The sequence below is a fragment of the Helicobacter sp. T3_23-1059 genome (assembly GCF_053654515.1).
This window is the reverse complement of record NZ_JBSIUV010000027.1, coordinates 1-22,478: the sequence shown is the minus strand read 5'-3', so window position 1 is coordinate 22,478 and position 22,478 is coordinate 1. Positions and strand designations below refer to the sequence as shown.

The following is a 22,478-nucleotide window of genomic DNA, read 5'->3' as shown; positions in this document are numbered from 1 at the left end:
TCCTTTTGTTGATTTTAGACATATCACTTTTTTTGCGTGGCTTTTGGTGTGCTAATTGCGCTATTTACCCGCTCTATGCTTTGCTCTAATGCTTTATCAAGCGCGTCTTTGATAGCTAAAATCTGCGCGTTAGTGTCGTTTGCCCCGAGTGCGTTTGCTACTTGTGCTACATCGATTTTTGTGTGGATATTTGTATTTAGCTCATTTTTTTTAGCCTGTGGATTTTGTGGCAAATCGTGTGATAAGCGGATATTCATATTTACCGTTGCTACTAAACTATCGTTGATTTTGTTGATACCAAAGCTAAAGATTTTGACTTGCAAGAGGGGGTTTTTGCTATCGACATTGGTGCTACTTAGTGCGATACATTTTGATTGTGCCTTTGTCTCTAGAGAGGTTTTGATAAGGTTTGATGGCAAATCTAACCACGCAGAATCTTTGAGTGGCTCTATGCGTCCATTTGCTCCCTCGATAAAAATATTTGTCGTGTTAAATTCGCTTGCTACTTCGACTTCTAAGCGCATAGCCAAAAACTCCGCGCAATCTCTAGCTTCTAGCACGCTTGGCAGGGAATAATACCCCACGCTTGGCGTTTGGGTTTTTATCTTTATATCAAAGCAACCTTGCAAACTAGCAGTAACAAAAATTGCGCAAATGATTGCACAAAATCTAAAAAAGCAGATTTTATAAAGTTTGAAGTTCATTTGTTTCTCCCATTTGATTTTTGCTCGCCAAATAGCGTAGAGTAAGGATTTGCGTTAAATTTATCAATCAAATTGCTAGCTTTTTGAATCGTAGAATCTAGATTTTGCAAAGTTTTTTGACTTTGTCGAAGTGTGGGGCTTAGTATGTCTTTTATGTCGTATTGCCCATTTTGCACGCGCTCATTTAGATTTTTGCTTAGCTCGGCGATTTCAGCACTTGCTTTATTGAGCGAAAAAAGCGTGCGGTTTATGTTGTAAATATTTTCCTCATTTAGCAGAGAATCCACACCTTTTAGCGCGTTTGCGACTTCTTTTAGGGCTTCATCTGCCTTATCGCTTAGCTTCCCAAAAAAACCCTGCTCTAGCTCTAACCTTGGCTCATCATTTGGGGTGATAATATCGCCTGCTGGATTTTGCTTTAGCGATAGATAATTTAGCCCTGCTAACCCTTGCGAATCAATCACAAGGCTTGAGCCTTTGGCTATGGGGATAGATTTGTCTATGAGTAGATTTAGCTTTACTACGCCTACTTTGCTAGAATCAAACGCGATAGATTCTACGATACCGATACTTATGCCTTTGTATTTTATGGGTGTTTTAGCACTTATGCCTGAAATGTCGTAATTGGTTTGGATAAAATATTTGGCATATCGCTCATCACTACTCATACCGAGCCTCCCAAACCACATTATAAACGCTATCAACGCCACAATCACGGCAAAAAATATGCCACCTATAAGCAAGTAATTTATGCGTCTTTCCATAGTCGCTCTCCTCTGTTGCTAAAAAATAGATTTTCGTTTGATAGAGAATGTATATTTTCTTTTAGCTCTTTTAGATTTCCTAAAAACTCTATTTTACCATTTTTTAGCATTAAAAATCGATTTGTCGTATCGCGCACAGAATCCAAATCGTGCGAAACCATAACAATCGTCATACTCAATTCATCTTGGAGGTGGCATATAAGCTCATCTAGCTTTTGCGCACCTGCGGGGTCTAGCCCGCTTGTAGGCTCATCTAAAAATAAAATCTGTGGATTTAGCGCGAGCGCACGAGCAAGCCCTACGCGCTTTTTCATTCCTCCGCTTAGCTCATAGGGGTAGAGATGATATGCGCTTGGCTCTAAGCCTACTTTTGCGATTAGGGATTTTGCGATTTCTTTGATGGTGGATTTTGGGTAGTCGCTATATTCTTCAAGCAAAATCCCTACATTTTCTAGCACGCTTAGCGAGCTATATAGCGCACCAAACTGAAATAACACGCCACAATGATTTAGAAAATAAGTAGGGCTTTTTAGCTTCCAAATATTTTTGCCAAAGATTTTTACCTCGCCTTTTTGTGGGGGTTGTAGAAGCACCATAGTTTTTAGCAAAGTAGATTTGCCACTGCCACTCCCGCCCAATATCCCAAAAATCTCATTTTTATAAATCTCAAAGCTGATATTATCGTGGATTAGGCGATTGCCATAAGAGGTGCAGAGATTTTGCACTTCTATGATTGGCTCTTTGTTTTGCGCTATTTTTGCCTCGTTTTGTAGATTGTTTTGTAAATCGTTTTGGGGGGCAAAAAGATTTTGCTGTGAATTTTTCTGTGGAGTGTTTTTGCTCATATATTTAGCCTTGCGGTGATAAATGAAAAAATCGCATCAATAGTGATGCACCAAAACAGCGCATTTACCACGCTAATGGTGGTTGCTTGCCCTAGCTCTTGGGTATTTTCGCGTATGCAAAATCCACGAAAACACCCAACTAGCGCGATAGCCGCACCAAAAAATGGAGCTTTTATCACCCCTATTAGAAAATGGCTAAAATCCACCGTCTCATAAAATCTCTCAATCCACGCATTAAACCCTATGCCCACTTGCGCAAATACAGCAAGCATTCCGCCCAAAAGCGACATCGCATCGGCTAAAAACACCAAAAATGGCATAATAATCACTAATGCTAAAAATCGCGGAATCACCAAAAAAACTACGGGATTAAACCCCATCGTTTTCATCGCATCTATCTCTTCAGTTAGTCGCATAACACCTATTTCAGCCGTAAAGCTCGAAGCACTGCGCCCTGCGATGACAAGGGCTAGGATAAAAGGACCCATTTCGCGCAAAGATAGCTTTGCTACCGTCTCTACGCTCATAAGCGGTGCGCCTAGATTTTCTAGCTGCACTGCGCCTTGCAAGCCGATAGCAAAGCCCGCGATAAAGGCGGTAAGCAGGCTCACAGGCAATGCTTTAAAACCAGATTCGTTGATATGATAAAAAAGCGGAGCAAATCTCATCTCGCGCTTCCAAATACAAATCCCAAGAAAATAAAAAGTCATTCCCACAAAATTGATAAAATCAATAAAACTTTGGCTAAATGTATAAACAAATTTGCCTAGATTTTTTAGACTTCTGCGTCCAAATCGCCTTGCCCCGCGCAAATACACGCGAAAAAGGCTAGCAAATGTGCGTGGTTTTTTTATGCGCATATTTTCGCAATTTTGCAGGATTTGTTTGATGTGATTTTGGGCGATTATGCGGGGGAGGGAGATATTTTGATTTTGGTTTGGGGGTTTGTGTGAGGTTTTGCGTGTGTTTGTAGATAGGTTTGGGGTTTTTAGATATGCGCTAGCGTAGATTTGCTGAAGCAAAAATGTCCCAAATACAAAATCTATGGCACAATCTTTGTCAAACTCGATAGATTCTATGTCGCTTTGGAGGGCTTTTTTTAGCGATTCTAGCTTGGATTTTGGTGTGCGAAAATCCCAACAGCCATCTAAAATAATGCTTTTTTCGTTTTCATTTTTTGTATTTTCAATAACGCGGAGTTGTGGTAAGTGCGCTTTTGGTGTCATTACATAAACCTTATTTGGATAGAATCTATTTTTTTAAGTTAGATGATTTTGGTAATGTGGCAAAAAGAACAAATATTATACACTTTTAAAGGGCTAAACTTGACAAATCAGAGCAAAATATACTGCATAGATTTTATCCATAACACTTTTAACGCTTTTAGAGTCGAAGTCAAAAAATTTGGGCTAGAATGCGTGGGGATTTTTGTTGTTTTTGTGCTATGTGCTATGCCACTAAAGGCAAACAATCTAGCCAATGCTACAAACACAAATGCCAACAAAACAACACAGCAAAGCAAAATCCAACAAGTAGATTTTCAAAATGTGGAATTTGATGATTTGTCCCAAGATGATTTATCTCAAAATAAAAAAACAAACACAAAAGATACAAAATCCAAAATCCAAACCGAGTCCTGCAACGAGCTATGCGAGTATATCAAAGAGCAAATCGCTACTACCAAACATAAAAACGGCTATTTTGTGGCGATAAGCGGGGGGGCAAATGTCTTAGAAGCGTATAACAAACTTGAGTGGATTCCCACTTTTGGGATTAGCTTTGGGGTGCATAGCTTTTTTACGCCATATATCGGTGTGCGGGGGTATGTGAGTGCTGATGTGGGGTTTGGGCGATATGAGGGGGTGCTAGGTATGGTATCTTTAGGGATTGACACGCTAGCAGAATTTAGCCTAAATCGCAAAAAAACTGCCTTTTTAGGAGGGCTTTTGGGGTTTGGTGTAGATGGGTATGTGTATTATGATACAAGGGATTTTCGCACGCTAAAAACTATGCAAAAAAGCGGTGGATTTTATATGGAGATGGGTATCTCTTTGTCGTTTTTACGGCACAATCGCCTAAATATCATCGGTAGGGTTATCCCTGCTAGAAGTGTGCAAGATTTTAGTAGCGCGGTGCTAGCATTTGGGCAATACAGCTATGCTTTTTAGATTTTGCTTGTTTTAGATTTTGGGTTTTTGATTTTTTAAAATGCTGTTTGCTAACAACTTTTATGCACAAAAAAAGCTATGCACAAAAAGCGCGAAATCTAAATGGTAATATCAAGCAGGGCGTTGCTTTTTCGTGGTTGATTTTGGCTAGATTTGCTATCTTGTTTGTTTTCTTGTCTTTCCTCTTTTGCCTCTTTGTCCTCTTTTTCTTGTCTGTCTTGTTTGGCATTTTTGCCGTTTTCATCGGTTTTTTGCAGATTTTCGGTGGGGCGCACTTCTGCGATTTCTTTTAGTTTGTTTTCAAACTCCTGCGGGATAAAATCCCCTCTTTGTGTCGCATTTGCGAGGTTTGCAGAGGTGGTTTGCATATTTTGGTTGATATATGTGATATTGCCAATGGTTGAGACTGCCATAGCAATCCTCCTTTTTATAGTTTTGTTGTCTTGCTTAGACAATGCTTTTTAGATTCTTGCTTTACAAAAATAACTTATCTGGCAAAAATAATTTATCGGCAGATTTTTGTTTTTTTTGTTTTTGTTTGCCTCTTATTTGCTTATTTTTGATTTGCAAGTCTTATGTCCGCGCTTTTAAGCAAATGTCTTTCCAAAAATTACTAAATGCTTTAAAATACCCTTAAATGCGGATTTGCAAGCTATAAGCACAGAGGCAAAATCTAAAAAAACGCAAAAAAATATGCTGGATTTTCTTTTTTTAGATTATCAACATCTATCAAAACATTCTTGGATTTTGTTTATGTCATTTGTGTAAATAAGGGCTAGGGCTAAAAGGACGCGTGCTTTTTGTGGATTTAGCCCGTTAGAGTCGATAAAGCCCGCGTTTTTGTCGCTATCTTTTAGGGCGATACTGCCACGATTGATGCGAGAGCTTACTACGATTGCTATGCCTTTTTTGATGAGGTTTTTTAGGGTTTTTTTGTGATTTTTGTGGATAGAGCCTGCGCCAGAGCCTGCGATGACTAAGCCTTGTGAGCCATTTTTGACAAACGCTTTTGCAGCTATCGCGCTTGCGTCATTGCTATATGAATACAAAATATCTACTTTTGGCAGGTGTTTTTTGCGGAGTAAATCAGCGATTTTTAGCCATTTTAGCGGGTGGGGCGATGATTTTGTCTTACTAGAGAAAGCCTTGCTATGAAAAGTTGCAAATGTTATTTTGCCTTTTTTTATGATTCCTAGATTTTTTTCATTACTCATTCCAAAGGCGTCTATGTCGTTTGTGTGGAGTTTGCTTAAGTCTCTAGGGCAAAAGATTTTTTCATTCATCACTACCATTACAGATTTTGCGCTTTTTTCACACGCTAGGGAAATGGCGTTGTAGAGATTTTGCGCTCCGTCAAAATCTAGCGCATCAAAAGGGCGCATAGCCCCTGTTAAAACGATTGGTATGGGGGATTTTTGCGCGCTAGATTGTGGTGTGGATTTTTGTGTAGATTTTGTGCTAAATGCACTCATAGCAAGGTGCAAAAAATACGCACTCTCTTCTAGCGTATCTGTGCCGTGCGTGATGACTATGCCATCGATTTTGGTAGATTTTGTCGTGGCTGTCTTAGTTGCATTAGTGGAGATAGCTTTTTTTATCTCTTTTATTAGGGTTAGCCATATTTTGTCATTCATATCCGCGCTATCGATATTAAAAAGCTGTTTGGTGCTGATGCGTGCTTTTAGCGCGGGGTAAGTAGAATCTAACAAACGCAAAGAATCTAAAATCTTATCGATGTGTAGGACTCCTGCGCGGTATTGATTTTGGCAGTTTGTGTGTTTAGTGGGTTTTTTGTGGGGGTTTTTAGCACAAGTGGTGCTTTGCCCAGCGATTGTGCCTCCTGTGGCTATGATAAGAATATGTGGGGGTAAATCTTGCATTTAGATTTTGCTTTTGTGTGGTTTTGGTAGGATTTTTGTGGATTTTGTGGGATTTTGGAGGCTTTTTTGTGGATAGTGTGGCTTTATCGTTTAGTTTTTTCTTGCACCATTTTGACTAGCTCTATGGCATTTTCGCGTGGCAAATCAGGCAACATTCCGTGCCCTAGATTAAAAATATGCCCCGCACGATTGCCCATAATGCGCAAAATCTCATCAACCCCCTCTTCCATAGAGGCGCGGTTATAAAGGCGTGAGGGCTCTAGATTGCCTTGCAAGACATATTTATCGCCTAAAATGGATTTTGCCCTAGAGATACTAACGCCCCAATCAACCCCAAACACTTCAAAACAATTTCCACCACCTAGCTCGCATTCTTGCGATATTTCTTCTAGCAATCCTCCTACACCCTTTGGAAAAAGCATAATGGGAATATTTGGATAATCTTTTTTGACTTCACGCGCTATATTAAGCATATATTTAAAGCTAAACTCCATATACGCGCTAGGCTCTAAAGCCCCCGCCCAAGAGTCAAATATCTGCACAGCGTTTGCACCTGCGCGGATTTGGGATTTTAGGTAGTCGCTTAGTTCATCACTAAGCCTAGATAAAAGCGCGTGCAAAAGCGCAGGGTTTGCGTATGCTAGCTTTTTGCTATGTGCGTAAGTCTTGCTCCCCTCGCCCTCTATCATATATGTCGCTAGCGTCCAAGGAGAGCCACAAAAGCCGATTAACGCTTTGTCTTTGGCTAGCTTTGCGCGTGTAGTGGCAAGCGCGTCATAGACATAGTCTAAATCCTTATACGCACCGATTTTTAGCGAATCTATATCGCTAGATTCTCGCACTACGCGCAAAAATCGTGGTCCCTCGCCCGCTACAAAGCTAAGAGGCAACCCCATAGCAAGCGGGATTACTAAAATATCGCTAAAGATGATTGCCGCATCGACATTTAGGATTTCTATGGGTTGGAGGGTTACCTCTGTGGCTAGAGAGACATTTTGGCATAGCTCTAGGAAACTCCCTGCTTTAGCGCGAGTGGCTTTATACTCGCTTAGATAGCGTCCTGCTTGACGCATAAGCCATATAGGCGTATATGGCGTATCTTTGCGCAAACAAGCATCGATGAAAATCATTGTTTAGTCCTTAGCGTAGTTTTATAAATTTGACTTTGGTGGCTTAGATTTTGGCAAAATCTTTGTGCTAAAATCTAGTCCAAAAGATTTTATACAAAAGTTTAAAAAACTTCAAAAACTTCAAAAACTTCAAAATCTTAATGTAGATTTTTGTTTAGCTCGATTTTGCGATTTGAGCGAAACGCTATCATTTGCCCGCTTTTAGAATCCTGCCTAAAATGCACGCCATTTTTACCGCTTAGCTCTCTGCCTTTATATAGCGAGTTATCATTGATTTTAAACCCGCCGTTTTCCTCATTTGCCTCTGCGATTTTTTCTGCTTCTGCCTTGTCGATTCTAAATATAGTCCCTGCTAGCACGGCGATACCGCCATCGACTATGCAGCCATCGCCTAGACTTATGCCTGTGGAGCTATTTACGCCTAGCAGGCAGTTTTTGCCAATGCTAATTGGCGCACTATTTCCCCCGCTAAGCACGCCTAGTATGCTCGCGCCACCGCCTACATCGCTTCCCTCGCCCACGATGACACTAGAGCTGATTCTGCCTTCATTCATACACGCACCAAGCGCACCTGCGTTGAAATTCACATAGCTAGCTCCGGGCATTTGTGTGTAGCCACCACTTCCTAGATACGCACCAAAGCGCGTTTTAGCAGAATCTAGCAAACGGATATTGTCATATTGTGGGACTACTTGCATAAGATAGCGCGGGAATTTATCCACAAAATCGATACACGGAAACTCGCCACGGATTTTTAGCGCGACTTCGTTTTCACGCAGATATTCTAGCTCATAGGGGGTGTTGCCACTCCAAGCGACATTGCTAAGAAGCCCAAAAATTCCATCAAGATGCAAAGAGCGCAAAGGGGCTTTGCCAAGAGATAGGGCAAGGAGCTTCATATACGCGCTCTCCACGCTCTCGCACTCCACATCTTTATACACTACGCAAAATCTAAATTTCTCTACCCCCCTAGAATCGCGCAGTTTGGATTCTGCCATAGCTTCGCGCAGGGCTAAAATCACTTGAATATTTTTGTGTGAATTTGGGTCGTTTAGAGCTTCGCTTAAAAATGGCTCATATAGCTCTAAAGCCTTGTGGATAAAGGCTTCATTTACTTCATAAAGGGCTTCATTTTCACTCTCTGTGATGAGGTTTGAACGCCTTGCTGCTTCTAACAAGACAGCATAGCTTCCTAGATTTTCCCCACCCCAATTTATCGTAGGATAAGTCGCACTTAGCACCGTGCCACTTTTTTGCCCATACTCAAGCCTAGCGATACCAAAGCCTAGCGGGGCTTTGTAGCCTTTTTCTTTCTGCACTTCTGAGACAAATTCTCTAAACTCATCTAATTTACTCATCGTAATCTCCTTTTTTGATTTTTGTTAAGTTATTTTGTAGCAAGTTTTGCTTTTTTTGTGGTTTTTTGCGTATTTTTGTCTTTTGTGGCTTTTTTGCAAAAACTAGCCGAAATTGTAGCGTAAATTTGGACTTGGTGTAGTTGGTTTAATAAGTTTAATCACATATTGCCTTTAAGGTTTTTAAACTTCTTTTTAGATTTAGTTTATTAGTTGATTAGTCGGGGAGTCTTTAAGCGAGGGGTTTTTGTGGTTTTTTTGGATTTTAGCTTTTATTTGCCTGCCAAAAACTAATAGCTAGTTATGCTTTTTGGATTTGTAGCAAAGCCAAAAAAGCAAACCACCCCACGCTATCATTGCGAGATTTGTGAATTTTGATAAAATCGCGAGAATCTAATCTTTTTTAACCAAAATCAAATTTTCACAGCCAAAAAGTGCGCTATCTGTGATTTCATCGATTTTGTTATCTATCTGTTCTTGTGTCGGTTCATTGTCGTAACCAAGAATACTTAATGCCATATCATAAAGTCCTTCTCTCTCCAAAAATTCGTTTTTATCCGTGCTTGTAAGCAATGCGATTTTTTCGTTATTATCGCTTTTGGATTTGTTGAGAAAGTCTAAAAATTCCTCCAAAATATCATCGTTGATATTCCACTCATCTATCAATATTTGTTCATCTTGCGCAGTTTTTGGAGTAATGTGATTGTTTTTATCTATCACAAACACCACTTGTTCTTTTGATTCACCCATAGTTTTTACAATTTCCATTTTGACTCCTTTTTTAGATTTTTGACTCAATCAAACAAGCTAGGATTTTTAGGTTTTAGCTTCCATTCGCCTGTTTGTTTATTTGGGATTGCAATTTCATTTAAAATCTCTTTAATGAGTTTGGTATTTGCTTGGACTCCATTTTTTGATAATGGCACAACATTAGAAACAATTTGACTAAATTCTACGCCATTTTTGCCTTCATTTTCAGCTTGTTTTAAGAAACTCTCTATAAGATAGCGTGTGCGTTTTTCAAGCATTATGTCATCATTTGTAAAACTTGAATTTGGCTTTAAATGATATTTTTCGCTATCTCGTTTTTCAAATCGCCTTTCAATGTCTGGCACAAATGTTTGAAATTTACCCTGTATAAGATGAAAATAGCCATTTATAGAGGCTTTGGGGACAAGGTGTTGCCACATTTCATTAAGCGTTGCTCCATCATTTTCTACGATAATTTCCTCAATGTCTTTAAACATTTGCCCCATAATATCAAAACCTACACCAACTTTTGTGCGCGTTTTTGGATTATCTACTTTTTTGAAATAAAGATTAAATTGCCCTTTAAATACAAATGCTGGCATTTGGCGATTTTTAAAACTTGCTTGTCCATTATTTTGATTTACGCAACTTGCATATTCAAACCCGCAATTTTCTGCAGAATCAATAATGGTTTGAAATAGCTTAGAATCCTCGTGTTGAAACACAAAAACAAGCCAACGATTATATTTTAGCACTCTAAATATTTCTTGCAAACTTGATTTCATTAAATCATAATAATCGTGTCTTGTTTTTTGCAAACTCCCTTTTTCGATACATTCTTTTTCTCTTGTGTCTAAATCCACAGGCAAATCTAACCATACATTCCACATTGTGCTTAAATCTAAATACGGGATTTTTGCTCCATAAGGCGGGTCAGTGTAGATAAAATCCACGCTTTCAGATTCTATCTCTGCTAGATTCGTAGCGTCTGCTTGAAAAATCTTTTCGCCGTTTGTTTTTGATTCTAACGAATCGATTTTCTCTACATTTTGCCTTTGATTTATCATCGCGCCTTTAAAATCTTTGATAACGCGTTGCAAAGGCTCAAAATACGCATTATAAAAATATGGCGAGTTTTCTAGCTCTTGTTTGGCTGTTATGGCTAGTTTAACCTTATTTGCAAACGATGCAAAAGCATCTAAAAAAGTCGGTTTTTTAGCAATTCTATAACGATATATCGAAGCTACACCTGTATTTCCACCGCCACTTGGGCTATTATGGTATGTTAGATTTAGTGTGGTAACGGTGTTTCTAAACGCCAAAAGTAGCGAATAGCGCATTTCTTTTTGTTTGGTAGTTTTTCGCAAAATCAGCTTTCGCAAAATGGCAAGTTCGGCTAGTTGCTTTGGGCTAAAAAGTCCTAGCACGGTGGCACAATCACTGCCCTTTGGCAAAATCTCATCTTTAGGAATCCATAGCGTAGAATCTTGCATTTTTGTGCTTGCCACTTCGCCAAATTCTTTGTCAATGGCGTTTGGATAGTATTTTGCGCCTTTTAACAATGCCTTTGCTTCCTTGTCATTTTTTGGACGGAGCGTTTCAAATTCGCTTAAAATCTCTTCGCTTAAATCGTGTAAATCCCCCAAATTTACCTTTGCGGTGAGTGCTTTTACCATAAAGATAGAGAGCGGGTTTAAATCCGTGTGGATTCCGTAGCGATTATTCATCATCGCTTCGATTGCGGTTACGCCACTGCCACCGAAACTATCAAGCACTATGTCGCCCTCATTTGTAAATGCCTTGATATTTTGAGCGACTATGTCCCAACTCTGCTTTGTGAAATATGCCATAGAGCCATAATGTCGCCTTGCCCCCTGTTTTGTTGGATTTAAAATCGGCTTTGGAATCTCGCGCGCAAGATACCACTCATCGGGCTTTTTTGACTTCATATTGCCGATTTTGTCAAGTGATTCTCTCAAAGATTCTAGCGGCGTGGTTAAAATCTGCTCTAACTCGCCAAACTTAGAATCTAGCTCATTTTTTAAATCAATTTGCAATAAAATCTCTTGCTTAGCAGTCTCATAAATAATCCATTCTTTGCCATTGCAAAGGGCGTAAAAAGGGGCTTTTATCTCTTTATTTATCGCATAATAAAATGCCTGTCTTTCGTTATTTGTTTGCGGTGCTATCTTTTCTGTCGGTGCTTTGGCATCAAGCACGCAATGCGCCTTAGAATCCACGCACAACAAATAATCAGGGATAACAATATCATTTGCTTTAATGCGTTTATTTGAGCCTACTACGCTATCGCTTTGCAAGCTAACCGAACGCTTTACGCTTAAATGCTTTTGTGCGTTTTTGCCCTCAAATGCAAGTGCATCAAGTAATGGTTTGATAACTACCTCCCGCACGGAATCTTCTTTAAAATCCTCTCCATTAAGCAGGGCAAAATCAAAATCTTTTAGTGGATTTTCAAACATTTTAGACTTGTTACACATAATCAACCTTTTTTAACAATCTCTTTTTATCACATTTAGCTAGCACACTTCCAAACACCAAAATCAAACAAAGCATTATAGCTTTTTTTGGTAGATTTTGTAGCGTCAAAATCCTGCCATAAATACCCAAAATGGTGTGGTAAGCGCGCTAAAAAATATGCCCATAACAATGCTTGCTACGGCGATTTTGTTGTTTAGCCCTGCGCGAGCGATGACGGCTGCGGAGCTGATAAGCGGTGGCATAGAGGATTCTAGCAATGCCATTTTGTGATTGTCATTTATGCTAACTCCAAAAATATGCAAAGCGCACAAATAAAATGCAGGAATGACTAGCATTGAAGCGATTAGGACTACGCCTGCTTTTTGCCACTCTAGCTTTACATCGCCAAAGCTAAGCTGAACGCCAATAGCAAATAACGCCACAGGCGTAGCACACGCTGCTAGCGCGTAGATGGGGGAAAAAATCTCTTCTGGCAAGCTAAAAGGCAATGCTTTTAGCGCAAATCCGCTAAGCATAGCTAAAAATAGCGGGTTTGCAAACAGTCGTATAAAAATAGCGCGGATACTAAAACTACCCCTACCACCTAAGCTCATCATCATAGGCGTGAGTATGGCTAGGGGCAAGCCTGTGCAAAATTGGTCATATAAAATCGCTTTGTGCGCAGCTTGGCTACCTAGTGCGCCCTCCACCATAGGCACGCCTAGAAAAAGGGTATTATGCAAGCACGCTAAAAACGCCATAGTAATGGCGACTTCCCTGCTAACTCGCAATACAAAATGCGCAAAACCTAGCACAAGCAATGCCCCTAAAATCGAGCAAATAAGGCTACCTAGTAGCGTAAAAATTAGCCCTATATCAATTTGTGCGTGATATACGCCCTTAAAAATCGCGCTTGGCAGGGCAAAATTGAGCAAAAATCCTAGCAAGATATTTCCTTGACGATTGCCTAGCATACGCGCTCTTTTGGCAAAATATCCAAGAGAGATAAACAGCAAAATACTATAAATTGCTACTAGCATACTTACCCTTTAATTTGTGATTTGATAGGATTATTCGCTTGCGCGGAGGATATTTGCGCTTAATGCGCTTAGTTTGGATTCTAGGGCTTCATAGCCTCTATCTAGGTGGTAGATACGATGCACGCGAGTTTCTCCATTAGCGACTAGCCCCGCTAGCACGAGTGCGCTAGAAGCGCGTAAATCTGTCGCCATCACATCTGCGCCTACGAGGTTTGATTTTCCTTTGATAAGGGCGGTGTTGCCTTTTAGACGGATATTTGCGCCTAGTCTTTTTAGCTCGCTTATGTGCATAAAGCGATTTTCAAATAGCCTCTCTTCTATGGAGCTTGTGCCATTACACTGCGTGGCTAATGCCATAAATTGAGCCTGCATATCGGTGGGAAATGCGGGAAATTCTGCGGTGGTTACCTCAAAGCTACGCATTTCATTTGCAGGCAAAATGCTTATGGTATCCCCGTCTTTATGCTGTGTGGATTCTATGCCAAAGCCGATTTCTTTGAGTTTGTCTAGCACGGCTTGGAGATGGGAGGCGTTTGCGTTTGTTATGCTTATGTGGCTATTTGTGATAGCTCCTGCGCATAGGTAAGTCCCTGCTTCGATTCTATCAGGGATAACGCTAAAAGGCTTTAGCTCCAATGCCTCCCCCTCTACGCCACGCACTTCTAGCACATCGCTCCCTATGCCATCTATCTCTACGCCCGCATTTGCTAGCACTTCGCATAGCTGTACTACTTCTGGCTCTCTAGCGGCGTTTATGATTTGGGTTTTGCCTTTTGCTAATGCTGCTGCCATAAGCACATTTTCACAACCTGTAACGGTGATTTTGTCAAACACGATTTTTGCGCCCTTTAGCCCCTTTGGTGCGTTCGCTACGATATAGCCCTCTTTTATGGAGATTTTTGCGCCCATTTTTTCTATAGCGGCAATGTGTAAATCCACAGGGCGCGCCCCTATCGCACAGCCTCCGGGCAGGCTTACTTCGCATTGTCGCATACGCCCTAGAAGCGGTCCTAGCACGAGGATAGAAGCACGCATCTTGCGCACAATATCATAAATCGCTTTTGTGTGGATAATGTGATGGGCTTGAATTTTTACGCAATGAGAATCTTGCCATTCCATATTGCACCCCAAATGCTCTAAAAGCTTTGCCAAAGTTTTGACATCTGCGACATTTGGGATATTATTTATTGGGACTTCATTTTTTGCTAGCAGGGTGGCACATAGCAGGGGCAGGGCGGCATTTTTTGCACCTGAAATTGATACTTGTCCTTTTAGGGTGTTGCTTTGTTTTATTTTTAGATAGTCCATTTTTGCTCCTTTTTGTGGTTTTTGGGCTTTTTGTCGAGTTTTGATTTTTGCGTTTTTGCGTTTATAAACCCCCCTCAAAATCCCCGATTTTTAGTGGCTCGCCTCTTTGTAGATTTCGCACTGCTTTGCGCCCTAAAATCTGTGGCAAATATTTTGGCAAAAGTCCATTGCTAGGGCGGATAGAGCGGATATTTTTTGTGCTTAGAATTTGTCCTTTGGCTATGTCCTCACACACAAAAAGCGAGCGAGCAAAGGGGCTTTTTGGGGTAAAATCGCGTGAAAAATCATCGCTAAAATCCTGCACCTTTTTTTGTTTAGAATCTTTTAAATCGCGTGCAACATTATCGCTAAAATCGCTTGTAGATTTTAGCAAATCGATAAAATCTAACGCGCTATTTTCGCCCATAGCCACAGGCACGGCACGCACGCGCTTTGCCATAGCGGCAAACTCTGCTTCCTCCATACTAAAGTGAGAATCCACCCCGCCCAAAGTGCGCGAGATAATAAAATGCTTTTCGATTATGCTAGCTCCTAGACTTGCAGCCAAAATCGCGCATAAATCCGCACATTCATCAAAATCTGCATTTGTGTTTGTGGCGTTATTTGGAGTGTTTTTGGTTGGTTTGCCACATTTGCCACTGCCGATAGTGTGGTCGCTAAGCCCGTATTTTGTGCCATATTTGACAAGTTTTGGCATTTCTAAAATATTTGCAGATTCTAAGCTAGCGGGGTATTCACTTACGCAATGAAGTAGCGTAATGTCGCTATTTCCAGCCTTTTGGCAGGCTTCTAGCGCGTCTAAGATAAGGGCGTGGGTAGCGATACCTGTGGATATGATGATGGGCTTTTTTGTGCTAGCTACAAGAGAGATTAGCGCAATGTCGGTAATTTCAAAGCTAGCGATTTTATACATCGGGCAGTCCAAACTCTCTAGCAACTCCACTCCACGCGCACAAAAAGGCGAGCTAAAAATCCCCACTCCAAGTGCGCGAGCGTGCGCAAAAAGCTCTTTATGCCATTCAAATGGCGTGTAGGCTTTTTTGTATAGCTCATAGAGGGTTTCTCCGTCCCATTTTGTGCCACTATTTATGCGAAAATAAGGTGTGCTAGAATCAATAGTGAGCGAATCTGGCGTATAAGTTTGGATTTTGACAAAATCTGCTCCTGCGTTTTTGGCGGATTGTATGGTTTGTAGGGCAAGGGATAGATTTTGGTTGTGATTTGCAGAGATTTCAGCGACTAGAAGTGGGGGCTTTAGGATTTTGTTTGTGGGGTTATCGTTTGGCATTTTTTCTCACTTTGGTTAATTTGGCTAAAGGGGCATATTTGTGATTTTGCTATAAATTAGCGCGGTGTGGTATCGCCCATCTCGGTAGATAAAATCCGCTAGCTTGCCTCCGTATTTGTAGCCGTTTTTTTCATAAAATGCTATGGCTTTGGTGTTTGATTCTAGCACTTCTAGATGGAGTGAATGCAGGCAAAACTCGCTAAAAGCTATGTATTCTAACGCGTGCAAAATCTGCGCTCCTATGCTAGATTTTTGGTTTGTTTTGTAAAGTGTGTCTAAAAACGGATTTTTATAGATTCCAATGTAGGCGTTTTTGTGGGCTAGGTTTATGCGAGAGAGGGAGGCTACACCCAAAATCTTATCATTTTTTTTTACTAGCCAATACGCGCTTTTTTGGTTGTTTTTTAGTCCTTTTATGAAATTAAAATGCCCATCTTTAGTGATATTGCTAGTTAGCATAAATCGCGCTACTTCGGGCTGATTTCGCATTTCTAGGACATAGAGAGAATCTTTTTTGTCCATTAGCGTAAAATCTAGGGCATAAATGCCATTATGCAAAAAGTTTTTTGCCATTTGTAAAAAGCCTTTGTGGTTGGTTTTGTATGATTTTGCGTGCTTTTTGTATGATTTTGGTGTGCTAGGGTAGATTTTGTAGTTTTTAATCGTAGCATTATAACACTAATGGTTTTTAAGAATCTAATGTAGCGTTTGTCATTGCAATAGCGATTTATTGCGCGTGGGAATCCACACTATAAATTGTCGTCATTGCGAGCAAGTCGCAAGACTTGCGTGGGAATCTATTTTCTTTGTCATATTGTCTATTTTTTTTGTCATACTTAAGCGCAAGCGAAATATCTCTGTTTGTGTTCTTTGATTGAGATACTTCGGCTTTTTCAAAGCCTCAGTATGACAAATGTTTTTTTGTTTTTATGGATTGCCGTGTGCTAGATTTTTGTAGCTTTTGACAAATTTGCCAAAAGCTACAATGATAGAAATGCAAATCCTCGCAAAAAACCCACCCCCTAGCCCCCCTCCGCAATGGAGGGGGAATCAAAAGAATTGCCACGCACAAGGGAGGAATCAAACGCAAGGGAGGGGTAAATCTTGTCATTTAATCCGCCTCGTGCTAAGAGAGGGGGCTTTAATAGGCGTTGCCACTAACGCAATGGAGGGGGAAAATGTGGGTTGACGCATTTTAGGTTCTGCTAGTATCTAAAATTCGCTAAATACGGCAATACTTGTCGTATTTAGCGCAAGTAGCAAAAACCCTACAAAATCCAAAGCAAAATAAAGGTTTTTTTCTCGCACTAAATATTGCAAAATATTACAAAGCAGGTTTTTTTGCCAAACGCAAAAAAAAGTCTATTTGGATTCTAGCTCTTCGGGGGATAAATCTGCTAAAAATCTCTCTTTGTCAAATTTTACTCCCAAATAAGCAGTGATTTCTTGGGCATCTACAAGGGCGTTTTGCAGGCAGCTTGTAGCACCGGGGGAGGGTGTCATATTAAATGTTATGCCTTTGTTTGTGATGATTTTTTTCTCGCCAAGCTCTAGCTTTTTTGCCGTTCTGTCGATTACTTGTGGGCGCACTTCGCCATAGCCTTCAGCGTATTGTATGTCTTCTAGATTTAGCGATGGGATTAGCTTCCTTGCGTCTTTTAGAAATAGTCTTTTACCAAAATAAGGCAACTCAAAAATCATATTTCTTATGGCATAAGCACGGATTTCGCTATCCATTATCAAATCAAAAAGCACTCCAAATACTTCTCTGTGGAAATCCACCTGCCTAAGCTCGCTTAGGCTTAGCCCACTATACCAATGCTTTTTGCGCTCTAGCTTTGGCATAGCAATCGCTGTGGGTCCTATGCGTGTGCGAAAATTTGCGTTTATGTCTGGATCGCCGTGCAATGCGGCAAATGGCAGTTTTGGATTTTGCACCATATAGACTTTGCCTTTTAGCAGAGTGGGTGCAAAATAAAAACTCCCAGCCATAGGCAAACAGCCTAGATTCATTCCATAGCCCATAGACTGCGCCAAAATCAGCGAATAAGAGCCTGCATTTACCAGCACAAATTTCGCACTAATGGCTTCCCCGCTCCTAGATATGAGGTAGTATCCATCATCATTTCTGCGGATTTCTTTTACCCAAAAGTTTAGAAACACTTTGTTTTTTGGGTTATTCTCTAGCGCACGCGCAGTAAAATCCTCGCTCAAAAGCTCAAAATTCATTCCGCACCACGCTTGTTTGTAGCCACTGCCTACGATATTTTCAGGTCTATCATTTATGCCATCTCTGCCTAGTATGATTTTGGGCTCTAGTTCTTTTATCTGCCCTTTTTCAAACCACTGCATATCAGGGAAAACTTCTAAAAATTCGCTATGCCGTTTTTTCATAAACTCGCATTCTCTCTCACCCACGCCGATAGCCATTTTTTGCATTTGGAAAATGATTTTATTTTGTAGGTTATGTTTTAGGGCGTAGGTTTCGACTTTTTTGGCAGAGAGACGGACTTTTTTTGCTTTTTCGGCAGTGTAGTTTGTCTCTATTGAGCCATCGTGTATGGTTTGTGAATTTGCTTTGACATTGGAGCTTACTTTGGCTAGGCGATTGCATTTTTCTACTATGGCGATAGAGCCTATGTTTGCGTATTGGCTAAGTGTCCAAAATAGCGCATTGCCAGAGACACCGCCACCGATGATTGCCACATCAAAATGTTTTTCCATTACCATTTCTCCTTATAATTTTTGCGGACGCTTTATTCGCTTTATTTTTTATTGTTGTTGTGAAGTTGTTTAGATTTTGCAATGCCGTTTATTATAGTATGAAAAAGGGATATTTTTTTTAACTTTTTTCACTTTTTTGACATTTTTTTTTGTTTTGTTTTGGCATAGATTTTACAAATCCGCTTAGCAATCTGCAAACATAGAGAATACAAAATAGATTGCCACCAATCCGCTATCACGGATTCTCGCAATGACAAAGTGGTGGCAAAATCTCGCAATGACAAAACGGCTTGTCATACTTAAGCGTAGTGATGTATCTTAAAAATCTAAAAACACAAATGGAGTTTTTTTGCTTTCTTGCGAACACTAAATATGACAAGAAAACGGGCAGAAAATTTCGCGCTTAGCTCTCAATATAAAAAATCAAAAGTCGCAAAAGGACAAAATATCGTTATAATTTTGGCTTTATTTGAAATCCAAAATTTGCCTTTATGCGTAGCGATTTAGCGATAGATTTATCCCATTTTTAAGGAAGAAAACGATGACTTTTTCCCAAGCAAAAGAGATTTTTTACAAGCCCTTTATGGAGCTACTTTATCAAGCGCACAAAACCCACCTAGAGCATTTTGACCCAAATATAATCCAAACAAGCACCCTGCTTAGCATAAAAACGGGGGCTTGTAGCGAAAACTGCGCTTATTGCGCACAATCAAGCCATTATAAAACAGGGGTGCAAAAAGCAAAATTTATGGATAAAGATGAGATTTTATCCCTTGCCAAAAAAGCAAAGCAGGCGGGGAGTTCTAGATTTTGTATGGGGGCGAGTGGGCGAAGCCCAAGCGATGAGGAGTTAGATGAAGTCTGCCAAATCATACACGAAGTCAAAGAGCTAGGATTAGAGACTTGCGCGACTTTGGGGCTACTAGATGCAAATCAAGCTAGCAAGCTAAAAGAGGCGGGGTTAGATTTTTATAATCACAATGTCGATACTTCGCAGGATTTTTATAGCAATATCATTTCTACGCGCACATTTGAAGATAGGCTAGGCACGCTAAAAAATGTGCGCGAAGCGGGGCTAAAACTCTGCGTGGGAGGGATACTCGGTATGGGTGAGGGCAATGATGATAGAATCAAAATGCTTCTTTTGCTATCAAACCTAGAAACCCCGCCAGAATCCGTGCCTATAAACCAGCTTGTAAAAATCCCGGGCACTCCTTTGGCAGATACGCCTGAAGTGGATAAATTTGACTTTGTCCGCACCATAGCTCTAGCTAGAATCCTAATGCCAACTTCATATATTAGGCTATCTGCGGGGAGAAAAACAATGAGTGAGGAAATGCAGGCGTTGTGCTTTTTTGCAGGTGCAAACTCGGTATTTTATGGCGATAGATTGCTTACCACGACAAACTCTAAGCCAAGCAATGATGATAGACTCTTTGAGAGATTAAACCTGCAAAGAGAGGAATTTTTGGAAATGAAAGCATAGAGGTTGTGGCTTTTAGTGTATTGTTGGATTTTGCTTGTGGCATAAAATGCGATAAAATCTAAGGCTCTAGCGTGATTGATGGAAAAAGGCGGATACTAAAGCTAGATTCTCCCAAAAGCTCGATATATTCATCATTTCCACTCACCATAAATTTACCGATAAAGTTTTTGACAAAAATCGCTTCAAGTTGCTCTTCTTGCGCAGATGCGCAAGCTTTTTTGGTAAGCCCTCCGCCATCAATGATTATCATTTTGCCCCCACCTGCGATTTGGTAACTAGCAAAAAAATGATTGCACCCAACAATCCCAGAGACTGAACCTCCGCTAAAATTTAGATACGCATTTGGTATGTGATTTGGCACGACTATTTCATAATCCCCCACCATCATAGAATCTACCTCCCATTTTTTTTGCGAGGCTAGCGAGTAGGCGTTTGTGCCTAGTATGCCTTGAAATGCGTTTGTGCTAGCAACGCACAGAAACATTAAAATGTAGATTTTGCAAATGTGTCTAGCGGGGTTTAGATGATTTTTCATGATATTCCTTGCTTTTTAGATTTTGTAAATGTCAAAAATCAATAACCTAAAATCCAAAAATAAAACAAATGCTTCTAAACCACGATAGCCATATAAACTCATCAGCACAAAGCATATACGCTAGTATCGTAGCCACGCATAGCGCAAATGAAAACATAAGATTTATCCACACAATTTTAGGAATGGATTTTAAAAGGGCATTATAAAAGCTAGCGCGGTTTTTTAGCATAAAAAATATAAAATCAAAAAGCGCGAACAACAAAAATATATAACACACTCGCTTAGCATAGATAAAAATCGCCATATAATACGCCTTTTTGGCAAAAACAAGTCGCAACAATTCCATAAAATCATTGTTTGCGATGTTTAAAAGATTGCTAGGCATATCTCTCCACACCCCTAAAATCCAAAAGCTAGGATACGCACACGCCATATATAGCACAAATAGCACGATATAGTTTTGCAAAATCTTATATTTCATACTCAAAATAGCACAAATAAATAACACGCAAAGCCCCACAAGATTTGCCCCAAACTCCACCACCAAGCGCACCAAAGGCACAAAAATAATCATCACATAATTTAGAATATGCGTAAAATCTTGTGGATTTTGCGCGCTTGAGATAGCCTCTATCGCGCTAGGCATAGAAAAAAGCACGATAAACACATAGCAAGCAAATATCAATATATCTTTTGCTTTGTAGTTGTTTTCTCGTGCGTTGTGAATGCCTTTTAGCACAAACGCAAAAACGCGTGAAAATGAATAGTTTTTTTTAGGCGTTTTATCCAAAATCATTGTCCTTAGTATCAAATATACGCGCTAAATGCGCTTTGTAACAGATAAATTAGTAGCGGCTTTGCTCTTTTATCTCGTGCAAAATCGCTTGGGTTTCTTCATTTGGGATAAAGGTATTTTGTCGCACTTCGATATGTAGCAAAATATCATAAACTTGGGATTGCATAGAGACTTTTTTGATTTGTATGGGGAGATTTATCACCGCACTTGAGCTAAGAGAATCTAGCTTATCAATTAGCTTCCAAATGTTATCCACGCTTTTTGTTTGGGTTTTAAAAGCAAAAGTTACACTTCTTGTGCCCTCATTTGGAATCTCACTTTGGCTTACTCTGCGCATTTCTTTTATGGTTAAAAATTTTGCCACAAGGGCTTTTGTCTCTGCCTGTGGGTCGGCATTTTTTAGCTTTGATAATGCTTTTACATTTAGGTTTGCAAAATCATCAAGCCTTTGCTTTGCTACGCCATAGCCTCTAGCGATTTCCTCATAGATTAGCCTCTCTTTGCGCTCGATTATGTATTGGGATTTAAAAGATTTCATCGTAGGCATAATATAAGTGCTAAAAAACCACAAAATCGCTATGACATAAATAGTCGTAAAAATAAGATTTCGCACCACAAGTTCGGGGTTAAAGCCTTGTGATTCTTCTTGTGGCTGTGGTTTTTTGGGCAGTCTATTTGGTGGCATTTTTTTCCTTTGTGGAGTTATTTTGTGCTATCGCTTGCAAGTGGGCTTTGCGTGCTAGGAGCGGGGCTTGTAGGCACACTCGTGCTTACGGAGATAAACTCATACCAGCCATTTGATAGTGCGTAAAAACTAACATTTGAGCGTCCAAAATTGGCTTTTAGCGGGTCTTGCAACGCGAAGTAAAAAAACTCTTTTGAAGGCGTTACGCCTTTTAGTGTGAGAGAGTTTTCATTTAGTTCCACAGAATGCAAGGTGATTTTATCAGGTATTAGGTGGAGCAAATCTGCTAGTTTATCACGGCGAATATTGTTTTTGTCCCCTCGATTATGCACCAAAGTCGCTTCAAATACAAGTCGCTCAAAATATTCATCAGTTAGCCCTATGCGTGCTCGCAGGATTTTTTGATTTTCGCGGTATTCTTCTGTGCGGGCGGTGGAGTTGAGGATTTCTTGTTTTAAAAACATATAAAATCCCACAAGGATAAACGCCGTAACCAAAAAATAAAACCACCAAATTTTCGTTACTTTGGCAATAATATATTT

Annotated in this window: 24 protein-coding genes; 4 read left to right on the top strand and 20 right to left on the bottom strand. The window is 40.1% G+C overall.

What is annotated here, in order from left to right; translation table 11 throughout:
• Nucleotides 1–23 precede the first annotated feature (23 nt).
• Genes ACWIX0_RS08520 through ACWIX0_RS08505 form a run of 4 tightly spaced genes read right to left on the bottom strand, consistent with a single transcriptional unit; the run spans nucleotide 24 to nucleotide 3,539 of the window.
• The gene (locus tag ACWIX0_RS08520; RefSeq protein WP_454173594.1) at nucleotides 24–704 is read right to left on the bottom strand and encodes a hypothetical protein; all 681 of its coding nucleotides are present in this window, start codon (nucleotides 702–704) and stop codon (nucleotides 24–26) included.
• Entirely contained in the window at nucleotides 701–1,468 is a 768-nt protein-coding gene (locus ACWIX0_RS08515; RefSeq protein ID WP_454173593.1) for an MlaD family protein, read from the bottom strand. The genes ACWIX0_RS08520 and ACWIX0_RS08515 overlap by 4 nt, the downstream gene beginning before the upstream one ends.
• Entirely contained in the window at nucleotides 1,453–2,313 is an 861-nt protein-coding gene (locus tag ACWIX0_RS08510) for an ABC transporter ATP-binding protein (protein ID WP_454173592.1), read from the bottom strand. The genes ACWIX0_RS08515 and ACWIX0_RS08510 overlap by 16 nt, the downstream gene beginning before the upstream one ends.
• On the bottom strand, nucleotides 2,310–3,539 hold the full coding sequence (locus tag ACWIX0_RS08505; RefSeq protein WP_454173591.1) for an MlaE family ABC transporter permease: 1,230 nt from the start codon (nucleotides 3,537–3,539) through the stop codon (nucleotides 2,310–2,312). Before ACWIX0_RS08505 ends, ACWIX0_RS08510 begins: the two co-directional genes overlap by 4 nt.
• 99 nt (nucleotides 3,540–3,638) lie before the next feature.
• Between ACWIX0_RS08505 and ACWIX0_RS08500 the strand changes: the two genes are divergently transcribed.
• Nucleotides 3,639–4,481: a hypothetical protein gene (locus ACWIX0_RS08500; protein ID WP_454173590.1), complete on the top strand. Its 843-nt coding sequence runs from the start codon at nucleotides 3,639–3,641 to the stop codon at nucleotides 4,479–4,481.
• Nucleotides 4,482–4,579: 98 nt separating this feature from the next.
• Here ACWIX0_RS08500 and ACWIX0_RS08495 read toward each other — a convergent pair whose 3' ends face one another.
• From ACWIX0_RS08495 to ACWIX0_RS08445, 11 genes are all read right to left on the bottom strand, one after another.
• Entirely contained in the window at nucleotides 4,580–4,894 is a 315-nt protein-coding gene (locus tag ACWIX0_RS08495; RefSeq protein WP_454173589.1) for a hypothetical protein, read from the bottom strand.
• Nucleotides 4,895–5,200: 306 nt separating this feature from the next.
• A complete protein-coding gene (locus ACWIX0_RS08490) occupies nucleotides 5,201–6,361 on the bottom strand; it encodes an asparaginase (RefSeq protein WP_454173588.1) in 1,161 nt (386 codons plus the stop codon).
• Between the two features lie 83 nt (nucleotides 6,362–6,444).
• Nucleotides 6,445–7,491, bottom strand: coding sequence for a uroporphyrinogen decarboxylase (gene hemE, locus ACWIX0_RS08485; protein ID WP_454173587.1), 1,047 nt, complete (start codon nucleotides 7,489–7,491; stop codon nucleotides 6,445–6,447).
• A gap of 137 nt (nucleotides 7,492–7,628) precedes the next feature.
• Nucleotides 7,629–8,849, bottom strand: a complete 1,221-nt coding sequence (locus tag ACWIX0_RS08480; protein WP_454173586.1) for a tetrahydrodipicolinate N-succinyltransferase N-terminal domain-containing protein — start codon at nucleotides 8,847–8,849, stop codon at nucleotides 7,629–7,631.
• A gap of 390 nt (nucleotides 8,850–9,239) precedes the next feature.
• The gene (locus tag ACWIX0_RS08475) at nucleotides 9,240–9,614 is read right to left on the bottom strand and encodes a hypothetical protein (protein ID WP_454173585.1); all 375 of its coding nucleotides are present in this window, start codon (nucleotides 9,612–9,614) and stop codon (nucleotides 9,240–9,242) included.
• A gap of 26 nt (nucleotides 9,615–9,640) precedes the next feature.
• Nucleotides 9,641–12,094: a DNA methyltransferase gene (locus ACWIX0_RS08470; protein ID WP_454173584.1), complete on the bottom strand. Its 2,454-nt coding sequence runs from the start codon at nucleotides 12,092–12,094 to the stop codon at nucleotides 9,641–9,643.
• A 105-nt stretch (nucleotides 12,095–12,199) separates the two neighbouring features.
• On the bottom strand, nucleotides 12,200–13,114 hold the full coding sequence (locus tag ACWIX0_RS08465) for an AEC family transporter (RefSeq protein ID WP_454173583.1): 915 nt from the start codon (nucleotides 13,112–13,114) through the stop codon (nucleotides 12,200–12,202).
• Nucleotides 13,115–13,144: 30 nt separating this feature from the next.
• Nucleotides 13,145–14,422: a UDP-N-acetylglucosamine 1-carboxyvinyltransferase gene (gene murA / locus ACWIX0_RS08460; RefSeq protein WP_454173582.1), complete on the bottom strand. Its 1,278-nt coding sequence runs from the start codon at nucleotides 14,420–14,422 to the stop codon at nucleotides 13,145–13,147.
• A gap of 61 nt (nucleotides 14,423–14,483) precedes the next feature.
• Entirely contained in the window at nucleotides 14,484–15,710 is a 1,227-nt protein-coding gene (locus tag ACWIX0_RS08455; protein ID WP_454173581.1) for an N-acetylneuraminate synthase family protein, read from the bottom strand.
• 24 nt (nucleotides 15,711–15,734) lie between these two features.
• Nucleotides 15,735–16,283: a UDP-4-amino-4,6-dideoxy-N-acetyl-beta-L-altrosamine N-acetyltransferase gene (pseH, locus tag ACWIX0_RS08450; protein ID WP_454173580.1), complete on the bottom strand. Its 549-nt coding sequence runs from the start codon at nucleotides 16,281–16,283 to the stop codon at nucleotides 15,735–15,737.
• Entirely contained in the window at nucleotides 16,244–16,381 is a 138-nt protein-coding gene (locus ACWIX0_RS08445) for a hypothetical protein (protein WP_454173579.1), read from the bottom strand. The genes pseH and ACWIX0_RS08445 overlap by 40 nt, the downstream gene beginning before the upstream one ends.
• A 323-nt stretch (nucleotides 16,382–16,704) precedes the next feature.
• Here ACWIX0_RS08445 and ACWIX0_RS08440 point away from each other — a divergent pair, with 323 nt between their 5' ends.
• Nucleotides 16,705–16,899 (top strand): hypothetical protein, encoded by a 195-nt coding sequence (locus tag ACWIX0_RS08440; protein WP_454173578.1) that lies wholly within the window; start codon nucleotides 16,705–16,707, stop codon nucleotides 16,897–16,899.
• A 173-nt stretch (nucleotides 16,900–17,072) separates the two neighbouring features.
• Here the strand turns inward: ACWIX0_RS08440 and ACWIX0_RS08435 are convergent, their stop codons facing one another.
• Complete coding sequence (locus ACWIX0_RS08435) at nucleotides 17,073–18,434, bottom strand: FAD-dependent oxidoreductase (RefSeq protein ID WP_454173577.1); 1,362 nt, start codon at nucleotides 18,432–18,434, stop codon at nucleotides 17,073–17,075.
• Between the two features lie 372 nt (nucleotides 18,435–18,806).
• Here ACWIX0_RS08435 and ACWIX0_RS08430 point away from each other — a divergent pair, with 372 nt between their 5' ends.
• Both ACWIX0_RS08430 and bioB read left to right on the top strand, forming a co-directional pair.
• Nucleotides 18,807–18,941: a hypothetical protein gene (locus tag ACWIX0_RS08430; RefSeq protein ID WP_454173576.1), complete on the top strand. Its 135-nt coding sequence runs from the start codon at nucleotides 18,807–18,809 to the stop codon at nucleotides 18,939–18,941.
• A 34-nt stretch (nucleotides 18,942–18,975) separates the two neighbouring features.
• Nucleotides 18,976–19,920, top strand: coding sequence for a biotin synthase BioB (bioB, locus tag ACWIX0_RS08425; protein ID WP_454173575.1), 945 nt, complete (start codon nucleotides 18,976–18,978; stop codon nucleotides 19,918–19,920).
• A gap of 58 nt (nucleotides 19,921–19,978) precedes the next feature.
• Here the strand turns inward: bioB and ACWIX0_RS08420 are convergent, their stop codons facing one another.
• From ACWIX0_RS08420 to ACWIX0_RS08405, 4 genes are all read right to left on the bottom strand, one after another.
• The gene (locus ACWIX0_RS08420) at nucleotides 19,979–20,455 is read right to left on the bottom strand and encodes an META domain-containing protein (RefSeq protein WP_454173574.1); all 477 of its coding nucleotides are present in this window, start codon (nucleotides 20,453–20,455) and stop codon (nucleotides 19,979–19,981) included.
• Nucleotides 20,456–20,501: 46 nt separating this feature from the next.
• Nucleotides 20,502–21,245 carry a hypothetical protein gene (locus ACWIX0_RS08415; protein ID WP_454173573.1) on the bottom strand — a complete coding sequence of 248 codons (744 nt, stop codon included), beginning with the start codon at nucleotides 21,243–21,245 and terminating at the stop codon, nucleotides 20,502–20,504.
• Nucleotides 21,246–21,300: 55 nt separating this feature from the next.
• Nucleotides 21,301–21,936, bottom strand: coding sequence for a hypothetical protein (locus tag ACWIX0_RS08410; protein ID WP_454173572.1), 636 nt, complete (start codon nucleotides 21,934–21,936; stop codon nucleotides 21,301–21,303).
• A gap of 17 nt (nucleotides 21,937–21,953) precedes the next feature.
• A partial coding sequence (locus ACWIX0_RS08405; RefSeq protein ID WP_454173571.1) for a hypothetical protein occupies nucleotides 21,954–22,478 on the bottom strand: 525 nt, incomplete at its 5' end.